This is a genomic window from Mesorhizobium sp. M1342 (genome assembly GCF_040317955.1).
Lineage (GTDB): Bacteria > Pseudomonadota > Alphaproteobacteria > Rhizobiales > Rhizobiaceae > Mesorhizobium.
On record NZ_JAMYLI010000017.1, the window covers coordinates 148543 to 158134 of the forward strand.

Consider the following 9592-nt stretch of genomic DNA (forward strand, 5'->3'; position numbering starts at 1 on the left):
CGAATCATTGCGCCCCTCACGCATTGGTGCGCCAATTCCATATTTTGCGATTTCTTCGGCGGACTTGCATTTCGTCGCGCAATTGCCGATATGGAAAGCGGGAGGTTGGTGGTGGACGATCCACTCGCCAACCGGGTCAGGTCCGGAAGGAAGCAGCCCTAACGAGCCCGGAACGGGTCATTGTTCCAGCCTCCCACCTCATCGGCCCCTCTCGCGACATTGACGACGCATTGCAGCGCGGGCGAGACTATGCGCAGGAATCGGCCGCCTTCGGGCGCGGCCATTTGGAGCTTTACGGGCGTATGAGCGAAGCCGGAAATTCGGGACCAAAAAGCCTGGAGATAGGCAAGGCCGCCGCCTATCGCGTGCTGGCGCGCAAGTACCGTCCTTCGAACTTCTCCGAGCTGGTCGGCCAGGAGCCGATGGTGCGCACCCTCACCAATGCCTTTGCCACCGGCCGCATCGCCCAGGCCTGGATGCTGACCGGGGTGCGCGGCGTCGGCAAGACCACGACGGCGCGCATCCTCGCGCGGGCCCTGAATTATAAAACCGCTGATATCGACCAGCCTTCGGTCGACCTCGCGGTGCTCGGCGAGCATTGCCAGGCGATCATGGAGGGCCGCCATGTCGACGTCATCGAGATGGACGCCGCCTCGCATACCGGCATCGACGACATCAGGGATATCATCGAGCGCGTGCGCTATGCGCCGGTCTCGGCCCGTTACAAGGTCTATATCATCGACGAAGTGCACATGCTGTCGACGCAGGCCTTCAACGGCCTGCTGAAGACGCTGGAAGAGCCGCCGCCGCACGTCAAATTCATCTTCGCCACCACCGAAATCCGCAAGGTCCCGATCACTGTCCTGTCGCGCTGCCAGCGCTTCGACCTGAGGCGCATCGACGCCGGCGCGCTGGTCGCGCATCTCGGCTCGATCTCGGCCCAGGAAGGCATTGCGGTCGACGACGACGCGCTGGCGATGATCGCGCGCGCCGCCGAAGGCTCGGCCCGTGATTCGCTCTCCATCCTCGACCAGGCGATTGCCCATGGCGCCGGCACTGTCGGTGCCGCGGCTGTGCGGGCGATGCTGGGACTTGCCGACCGCGCCCGCATCGTCGATCTGTTCGAACATGTGATGAAGGGTGATGTGGCAGCCGCCCTTGGCGAATTCCGTGCGCAGTATGACACCGGCGCCGATCCGGCCGCCGTGCTGACCGACCTTGCCGAATTCAACCATCTCGTCACCCGGCTGCGTTTCGTGCCGACGGCCATCGAGGATGCCTCGCTGTCGGAGGACGAGCGGCAGCGCGGCGCCGATTTCGCAAGGACGCTGTCGGTCAGGGTGCTGTCGCGGACATGGCAGATGCTGCTCAAGGGCATTCCCGAAGTGCAGTCCTCCAACCGGCCGGTCAGTGCCGCCGAAATGGTGCTGATCCGGCTGGCGCATGCCGCCGACCTGCCGACGCTGGACGAGGCGTTGAGATCGCTCGAGGGCGGAGCGTCGGTCCAAAGCGGCGCGCCGCGCCCGAATGGCGCGCCTGCAAGTTCCGGCAACGGCGGTGGCGCCGGCGCGGTGGCGCAGACGCGCATGCCCGCCGGTCCTGGCGGTGCGCAGACCATGCGGCTGGTCGAAGCCTCGCCTGCTGCCGTTGCCTACGTCGCTCCTCCGGAGCCGGCCATGGAATCGGCGCCGCTGAAATCGCTGGCCGACATCATTGCGCTCGCCGATGCGCAGCGTGACATCGCCTTCAAGGTGCTGGTCAAGAGCTGCATCCGGTTTGTGCGCATCGAGCCCGGCCGCATCGACGTCGGCCTGACCGGCGATGCGCCCAAGATGCTGCTCAACGACCTGACGACGAAATTGCGCGCCTGGACCGGCCGCAGCTGGCTGGTCTCGCTGTCGAAGGAAGAGGGCGGCCAGACGCTCGCCGAAATGGAATCGGCCAAGCGCGAGACGGCTTTTCTCGATGCCAAGAGCGACCCGACCGTGGCCGCTATCCTGGCGCGCTTTCCCGGCGCCAAGATCATCGACGTGCGCATTCCAGACGCGCCGGAAGCCGAAACGACAGAGGCTGAAGTGCCGGTCGAGCCGCCGGCTTACGACGATGAACCCTGATCCAGCCACGAATCCGCAAAGGACCCGACCATGAAAGATCTTCTCGGCCTGATGGGCAAGGCGAAGGAAATGCAGGCCAAGTTCCAGGCCATGCAGGACGAGATCGCCACGCTGGAAGCGTCCGGCCAGGCCGGCGGCGGCCTGGTCAATGTGACGCTGACCGGAAAATTCGAGATGAAGTCGCTGAAGATCGATCCGTCTCTGTTCAAGGAAGACGATGTCGAGATCCTGGAAGACCTGGTGCTGGCCGCTCACAACGACGCCAAGACCAAGGTCGAGCAGATCATGCAGGAAAAGACCAAGGCGCTGACCGCAGGTCTGCCGATCCCGCCGGGAATGAAACTGCCCTTCTAGCATTCGGCGCGCGCGCCCATCATCGACATGACCGAAGAGCCCTCCGAAAGACTGATCGAGCAGCGTATCCGCAACAGGATCTACGAGATCCTGGAAATCCTGGCCGATTGTGACGACGGCGTCGATCTCGTCGGCATCAAGGGTTATTTCTATCTGTTCGAGGATTTCGTCCATCGCCCTTCGATCGAAGCCGGCACATCGGCGCTTTCGAAGGACGAGCGCGCGATCGTGCTGGAGATCGCCGAATTCCTGGAGGCGGCAAGCGAGACAAATCCGGACTTCACCAAGGCTGAGTTCATTGACAGCGACTGGCCGGGAAAGATCGCCCCGACGGCCAGGGAGGCGCGGACGCTGTTCCTCCGGCGCGGCCTGTTTTCGGAGAAGGTCGAGGAGCTTGAGCCTGGCCAGCGGCCATGATTGCGGCCGGGCTGCAGACCGGTTCCAGGAGAAATTAACAGCGTTTGCCCGGGAAAAGCGCGTAGTGCTTTCCCTTGGGGCAATTGCGGCGAAACAAAGAGAGAGAGGTCATCGCCTTTGTGAAATGATGGGTGCGATCTATCTGGAAAACCAGGAAATTGTGCCAATTTGGCAACAGCGCGTTGTTAATAACGTTTTGGCCATCATTTTGCCCGAAAGTGTCTCATTCTTGCCGCAGCCTGGGGGCGGGCACGAAGTGAGAGGGTTACCTGTTGATTTCTACGCGATGGAAGACGCCGCTGTTGCTCGGCGCCGTCATTTCACCCCTGTTTTTGGCTGCCTGTAGCCAGACCACTTCACACGGCATGTCCGTCGCCAGCCTGACCGACGCCATCACGCCGGGTTTCCTGAGCTCCCGGGCGTACAGCCACACGCCGAAGGACAAGGAATGCCTGGAACGGGCGATGTTCTTTGAATCCAACCGCTCGAGCCGCGACGGCATGATCGCGGTCGGCACGGTGGTGATGAACCGGCTGCGCTCCGGCAAGCACGGCAGCACCATCTGCGCGGTGGTGGGCGAGCGCGGGCAGTTTGCCCCCGGCGTCATGACAAGGCCGATGAATTCACGCGCAATGCCCGATGTCGAGGAAGCCGCCGACGCGGTGCTGAAGGGGGAGCGCAAGTCCAAGCTCAAGAACACCATGTTCTTCCACACCGCCGGCCTACGCTTCCCCTACAAGAACATGCACTACACCATGGTTGCCGGCGGCAATGCCTTTTACGAGAAGCGCGGCCGCAACTGGCAGCCGCTGCCGGACGAGCCGCAGGTCGCCATTGCCTCGGCGGCGCCGCAGAAGCCAGCGGAGCCGGTGACGATGGTCGCGTCCGCCGAGCCGGTGCGTCCGGCCAAGCCGGCCACCGTCCGGTCCGCTCCTGCCCAACAGACCTATATGACCGCGGCCGCCGCGCCGGCCGCGAAATCGGCGCGTGTCTCGGCGGAGCCGACGGTGGTGGCGATGCAGGAGCCGATGGAGGAACCGGATGCCGCCCGTTTTGGCGGAACCTTGAACACAAGGACGAGGGTCATCTCCTCGGTCGAGGAAGCGCCGCAAGAGGCGTCTATGGGTTTCCAGTCGACGCCTGAGAACACCGACGCTGTCGGCGCGATGATCGTCAGCCAGGGCCGGCCGCTCGAAACCAACTGATCTGCTCTCCATGATCCCATGGCCCCGCCCATTTTGGTCCGCCAGGGCCAATATGGCGGTCATGCGTATGCGGATGTTCCAAAGCGCTCTGAAAAATCCTAGATCAGAGCGATGTCGAAGCGAATCGCCGGTCCCGAGATCGAACGTCTGATCCAGCTCCTGGCCAAGGTGCCGGGGCTGGGTCCCCGTTCGGCCAGGCGTGCCGCCCTTCATCTGATCAAGAAGAAGGAGCAGCTTCTGTCGCCGCTGGCCGCCGCCATGGCCGAGGCGGCCGACAAGGTGCGCATCTGCTCGACCTGCGGCAATGTCGATACATCGGACCCTTGCATGATCTGCACCGATCCGCGCCGAGATGCCGGCACCATCATTGTCGTCGAGGACGTCTCCGACCTGTGGGCGCTGGAGCGCGCGGCGGCGATGAATGTGCGTTACCACGTTCTCGGCGGCACGCTGTCCCCGCTCGACGGCATCGGCCCCGAGCAGCTCAACATGCGCTCGCTGATCGACCGCGTCGCCGGTGGCGAGGTCAAGGAGATCATCCTCGCCGTCAATGCTACGGTGGAGGGCCAGACGACCGCGCATTACCTCACCGATCAGCTGTCCGGCTTCGATATCAAGGTGACACGACTGGCGCATGGCGTGCCTGTCGGCGGCGAACTCGACTATCTCGACGAGGGCACGCTGGCCGCGGCGCTGCGCTCGCGGACGGCGTTTTGACAAAGTTGCGGCAGAGGATGCGGATCATGATTGTTGCGCATCCGTCGAGGCTGGTGCCAAGCACCCCCCTCTGTCCTACCGGACATCTCCCCCGCAAGGGGGGAGATCGGATGTCATCTTTGTTTTCGCAAATCGCCGACATTGCAACAAGAGCGCCGCCGATGAAGCGGCCAATCTCCCCCCTTGCGGGGGAGATGTCCGGCAGGACAGAGGGGGGTGTGAAGGAACGCAAACCTCTCAGATTGGCTCTGTTTTCCTTTTTTGCAGTTCTTCTCGCGGTCCTCCTTTCCACCCCCGCCTCCGCCGCAAAGATCGACGACCAGTTTCGCGCCTGGCTGCAGAACGACCTTTGGCCGCAAGCCAGGGCGAAAGGCATTTCCAAAGCCACCCTCGATGCCGCCTTCGACGGCATCAATCCCAATCTGAAGCTGCCCGACCTGGTCAAGCCGGGCGATAAGGCGACCACGCCGCAGAAGCAGCACCAGGCCGAATTCGGCTCACCCGGCGCCTATTTCGCCGAGAAGACGGTTCGCGCGGTGACGGCGGGCGGCCGGGCGCGCGAAGCCACCAATGCCAGGACACTTGCATCTATCGAAAAGCGCTACGGCGTGCCGGGCGAAGTGCTGCTGGCGATCTGGGGCCGCGAGACCGGATTCGGCGCGGCGAAGATGCCCTACGACGCCTTCGAAGTGCTGGGCACCAAAGCGTTCATGTCGACCAGGAAGGACTTCTTCCGCACCGAACTGCTTGCTGCACTCGAGATCGTCGAGCGCGGGCTGGCTCCGGTCGGCGCGATGAAATCGTCCTGGGCCGGAGCGCTCGGCCAGCCGCAATTCATGCCGACCTCGTTCCTGAAACATGCCGTCGATTTCGACGGCGACGGCCGCGCCGACATCTGGAACTCGACGCCGGACGTGCTGGCCTCGATCGCCAATTATCTCGTCCACTATGGCTGGGTAAAGGGCCGTGGCTGGGGTTTCGAGGTGATGGTGCCGGAAAGCGTTTCCTGTTCGTTGGAAGGCCCGGACCAGGGCAAGAAAATCTCCGAATGGGCGGCAATGGGCGTTAGGCGCGTCGGCGGCAAGCCGTTTCCAGCGAGTGAGATGAAGGCCGAAGGCTTCCTGCTGATGCCGGCAGGGCGCAGCGGTCCGGCCTTTATCGCCACGCCCAATTTCTACGTGCTGAAGCAGTACAACACCAGCGACCTCTACGCGCTGTTCATCGGCCATGGCGCCGATCGCATCGCCCATGGCGATCAGAATTTTGCCGGCAGCTGGGGCGCGGTCGGCGGGCTCCACCGTTCGGACATAGCCGCTCTGCAACGCGCGCTGGAAGCCAAGGGCTATGACGTCGGCAGCGCCGATGGCCTGCCCGGCTTCAAGACCCGCCGTTCGATCGGCATTTGGCAAGCCAAGAACGGCCGCGCCGCCACCTGCTTCCCTGACACCAGCCTGGTCGCGGCGCTGAGATAGCCGCGACATTCGCCAGATTATCCTCGATCGGCAGCCTCGATTGGCTGGCCGATGCGTCGACATCCCACCGGCCTTTCTGGCCCATTGAGCCATCGTATAAATGCTCGTTGCCCGCCACGAGGCTGCCGGATATGGTGTTGACCAACTGGACAAAAACCGCAACGGTAAGAGATCAGTGGGGCCTTCTCCAGGCCCGAAAAGAATTGCACAACCCTGAGCCGGGAACTCAGGTCAACAAACAACAAAACAGGGAACAATCACGATGATGATGGAAAAGTTTGCTCTACGCTCTCGCTTCCTGCTGGCGGGTGCAGCCATGTCCGCGCTGCTTCTGGCCGGCGCGCCCGCCGGTGCGGTCACGCCCGCCGACACGCTGGTCGAAGGTTTCGCGATCGACGACATCATCTCCATGGATCCGGGCGAGGCGTTCGAGCTGTCGACCGCCGAGGTCACCGGCAACACGTATGATCTGCTTGTCCGTCTCGACCTCAGCGACACCTCCAAGGTCAAGGGAGACCTTGCCGAAAGCTGGACCGTCTCCGATGACGGCCTGACCTACACATTCAAGCTCAAGCCCGGCCTGAAATTCGCTTCCGGCAATCCGATCACCGCGGCCGACGTCGCCTGGTCGTTCGAACGCGCCGTCAAGCTCGACAAGAGCCCGGCCTTCATCATCGGCCAATTCGGCATCAGCGGCGACAACGTCGCCGAGAAGGCCAAGGCGGTCGACGAGACCACCTTCCAGTTCACCGTCGACAAGGCCTATGCGCCGAGCTTCGTGCTGAACTGCCTGTCGGCAACGGTTGCATCGGTGGTCGACGCCAAGCTGGTCAAGGAACATGTCGCTGCGGTGACGCCGAGCGCCGACTACAAATGGGACAATGATTTCGGCAATGCCTGGCTGAAGACCGGCTATGCCGGCTCCGGCGTCTTCAAGCTGCGCGAATGGCGGGCCAATGAGGTGGTCGTTCTCGAGCGCAACGATAATTACTACGGCGAGAAGGCCAAGCTTGCCCGCGTCATCTACCGCAACATGAAGGAAAGCTCGGGCCAGCGCCTGGCGCTCGAGGCCGGCGACATCGACGTTGCGCGCAATCTCGAGCCGAACGACCTCGACGCCATCGCCAAGAACGCCGATCTCACCTCGACCAGCGCGCCGAAGGGCACGGTCTATTACATCAGCCTCAACCAGAAGAATGCCAACCTCGCCAAGCCCGAGGTCCGCCAAGCCTTCAAATACCTGGTCGACTACGATGCGCTGAGCTCGACGATCCTCAAGGGCATCGGCGAAATCCACCAGACCTTCCTGCCGAAGGGTGTGCTCGGCGAATTGGATGAGAATCCGTTCAAGTTCGATGTCGCCAAGGCCAAGGAATTGCTGGCCAAGGCCGGTCTGCCCGACGGCTTCAGCGTAACCATGGACGTACGCACCGGTCAGCCGACGACCGGCATGGCGGAATCGATCCAGCAGACGCTCGGACAGGCCGGCATCAAGCTCGAGATCATCCCGGGCGACGGCAAGCAGACGCTGACCAAGTACCGCGCCCGCAACCACGACATCTATATCGGCCAGTGGGGCCAGGATTATTTCGACCCGAATTCCAACGCCCAGACCTTTGCCTCGAATCCGGACAACTCGGATGCGGGTAAGTCCAAGACGCTGGCCTGGCGCAACGCCTGGGACATTCCGGACCTGACCAAGGAGACGGAAGCAGCGCTGCTCGAGAAGGACGCCGGCAAGCGCGCTGACATGTACAAGGATCTCGAGAAGAAGATCCTGGACACCAGCCCCTTCGTCGTCATCCACCAGCAGCTGGAAGTGGCCGGCCTGCGCAAGAACCTCAAGGGCTTTGCCCTCGGCCCGAGCTTCGACAGCAATTTCGTCGGGCCGGTGTCCAAGGAATAGTGCTCGCGGACACGCCGCATGAGCACGGTTGAAAAGGAAGTGGCGGCGGGGCGCGGCAGCGCCCGTGCCGTCGCTATTGCATCATCGCTTGGCCGTTTCCTGGTCATCGCGATCACGACCTATCTTGGTCTGCTCGCGGTCACCTTCTTCATCGGTCGCGTCATCCCGATCGACCCGGTGCTGGCGGTGCTCGGCGACCGGGCGCCGGCCAATGTCGTCGAGCGCACGCGCCGCGAGATGGGCCTCGATTTGCCGCTGGTCGAGCAGTTCTACATCTATGTGAAAAATGCCCTGAACGGCAATTTCGGTGTCTCTGTGCTGACCACCAATCCTGTCATGACCGACATTCGCCGGGCGCTTCCGGCCACGACGGAACTGGCGACGCTGGGGACGCTGATCGGCGCACTGTTCGGCGTACCGCTTGGCGTGCTGGCCGCGGTCAGGCGCGGCAGTTTCATCGATCAGATCGTGCGTATCATCGGCCTGATCGGCTATTCCGTGCCGATCTTCTGGCTGGGACTGCTGGCGCTGGTGCTGTTTTACGCCAAGCTGCAATGGGTTGCCTTCCCCGCGCGGCTCGACATCGTCTACGAATACACCTTTACGCCGATCACGGGCTTCTATCTCCTCGACTCTGCGATGCAGGGGCAGTGGGACGTTTTTTACGACGCCTTCCGCCACATCATCCTGCCGGCCTCGCTGCTCGGCTATTTCTCGCTCGCCTATATCAGCCGCATGACGCGCTCGTTCATGCTCAACGAATTGTCGCAGGAATATATCGTCGCGGCGCGCGCCAAGGGCCTGTCGGAAACCCGCATCATCTGGGGCCACGCGCTGCGCAATGCGGCGGTGCCGATGGTGACGGTGATCGCGCTCTCCTATGCCGGGCTGCTCGAAGGTTCGGTGCTGACCGAGACCGTCTTCTCATGGCCGGGCATCGGCCTCTACATAACCAACTCGCTGCAGAACGCCGACATGAATGCGGTGCTCGGCGGCACCATAGTCATCGGCTCGGTGTTCATCGCCATCAATCTCCTCTCCGACCTTCTGTATCGGGTCCTCGATCCGAGGACGAAGGTTCAATGAGCAGAGGTATTCCACTTTCGGGCCTAGAGCAGTTCACCGTTTCACGGAAACGGCTACCCGCTCTAACTCCTTGTTTTTACGCAATTCCGGACGGAAAACCGTTTCACACTTTTCCTGGAATTGCTCCAGCTGCGGCCAATCACCCCCACTCCGGCCCTTCGGGTCACCTCTCCCCCTGCCCGGGGGAGAGGAAAAGCCGGTCGCACGCTTCGCGCCTTTCCTCTCCCCCGTCGAGCGGGGGAGAGCGACTATCTGGGGTGTCAAGTTGCAATTACGAACTCGTTGCGCGCATCGCGTGCTTTTGCATTGAGGATGACCAGG

The 9592-nt window shown here is 62.7% G+C and carries 9 protein-coding genes and 1 other RNA gene; all 10 read left to right on the plus strand.

Annotated elements, in window-relative coordinates:
• Positions 1 to 100: 100 nt before the first annotated feature.
• The 10 genes from ffs (at position 101) to NKH06_RS19170 (ending at position 9271) form a co-directional block, all read left to right on the plus strand.
• Positions 101 to 197, plus strand: an RNA gene (ffs, locus tag NKH06_RS19125) — signal recognition particle sRNA small type.
• A gap of 105 nt (positions 198 to 302) precedes the next feature.
• Complete coding sequence (locus NKH06_RS19130) at positions 303 to 2114, plus strand: DNA polymerase III subunit gamma/tau (RefSeq protein ID WP_352893688.1); 1812 nt, start codon at positions 303 to 305, stop codon at positions 2112 to 2114.
• A 30-nt stretch (positions 2115 to 2144) separates the two neighbouring features.
• A complete protein-coding gene (locus NKH06_RS19135) occupies positions 2145 to 2468 on the plus strand; it encodes a YbaB/EbfC family nucleoid-associated protein (protein WP_013527931.1) in 324 nt (107 codons plus the stop codon).
• A 27-nt stretch (positions 2469 to 2495) separates the two neighbouring features.
• Positions 2496 to 2885: a hypothetical protein gene (locus NKH06_RS19140; RefSeq protein WP_127293990.1), complete on the plus strand. Its 390-nt coding sequence runs from the start codon at positions 2496 to 2498 to the stop codon at positions 2883 to 2885.
• Positions 2863 to 3231, plus strand: coding sequence for a hypothetical protein (locus NKH06_RS19145; protein ID WP_352439666.1), 369 nt, complete (start codon positions 2863 to 2865; stop codon positions 3229 to 3231). The genes NKH06_RS19140 and NKH06_RS19145 overlap by 23 nt, the downstream gene beginning before the upstream one ends.
• Positions 3158 to 4090: a cell wall hydrolase gene (locus NKH06_RS19150; protein ID WP_128305644.1), complete on the plus strand. Its 933-nt coding sequence runs from the start codon at positions 3158 to 3160 to the stop codon at positions 4088 to 4090. Before NKH06_RS19145 ends, NKH06_RS19150 begins: the two co-directional genes overlap by 74 nt.
• Before the next feature lie 111 nt (positions 4091 to 4201).
• Positions 4202 to 4807, plus strand: a complete 606-nt coding sequence (gene recR / locus NKH06_RS19155; protein WP_128305643.1) for a recombination mediator RecR — start codon at positions 4202 to 4204, stop codon at positions 4805 to 4807.
• A gap of 194 nt (positions 4808 to 5001) precedes the next feature.
• On the plus strand, positions 5002 to 6279 hold the full coding sequence (locus NKH06_RS19160; protein ID WP_352439665.1) for a lytic murein transglycosylase: 1278 nt from the start codon (positions 5002 to 5004) through the stop codon (positions 6277 to 6279).
• 262 nt (positions 6280 to 6541) lie between these two features.
• On the plus strand, positions 6542 to 8185 hold the full coding sequence (locus NKH06_RS19165) for an ABC transporter substrate-binding protein (RefSeq protein ID WP_023811434.1): 1644 nt from the start codon (positions 6542 to 6544) through the stop codon (positions 8183 to 8185).
• An 18-nt stretch (positions 8186 to 8203) separates the two neighbouring features.
• On the plus strand, positions 8204 to 9271 hold the full coding sequence (locus tag NKH06_RS19170; protein ID WP_128304323.1) for an ABC transporter permease: 1068 nt from the start codon (positions 8204 to 8206) through the stop codon (positions 9269 to 9271).
• Positions 9272 to 9592: the final 321 nt, after the last annotated feature.

What these genes read in the sequence shown, in the direction of transcription:
- NKH06_RS19170 (WP_128304323.1), top strand. Translation starts at nt 8,204, where the DNA reads ATGAGCACGGTTGAAAAGGAAGTGGCGGCGGGGCGCGGCAGCGCCCGT.
- NKH06_RS19130 (WP_352893688.1), top strand. Translation starts at nt 303, where the DNA reads ATGAGCGAAGCCGGAAATTCGGGACCAAAAAGCCTGGAGATAGGCAAG.
- recR (WP_128305643.1), top strand. Translation starts at nt 4,202, where the DNA reads ATGTCGAAGCGAATCGCCGGTCCCGAGATCGAACGTCTGATCCAGCTC.
- NKH06_RS19135 (WP_013527931.1), top strand. Translation starts at nt 2,145, where the DNA reads ATGAAAGATCTTCTCGGCCTGATGGGCAAGGCGAAGGAAATGCAGGCC.
- NKH06_RS19165 (WP_023811434.1), top strand. Translation starts at nt 6,542, where the DNA reads ATGATGATGGAAAAGTTTGCTCTACGCTCTCGCTTCCTGCTGGCGGGT.
- NKH06_RS19140 (WP_127293990.1), top strand. Translation starts at nt 2,496, where the DNA reads ATGACCGAAGAGCCCTCCGAAAGACTGATCGAGCAGCGTATCCGCAAC.
- NKH06_RS19160 (WP_352439665.1), top strand. Translation starts at nt 5,002, where the DNA reads ATGTCCGGCAGGACAGAGGGGGGTGTGAAGGAACGCAAACCTCTCAGA.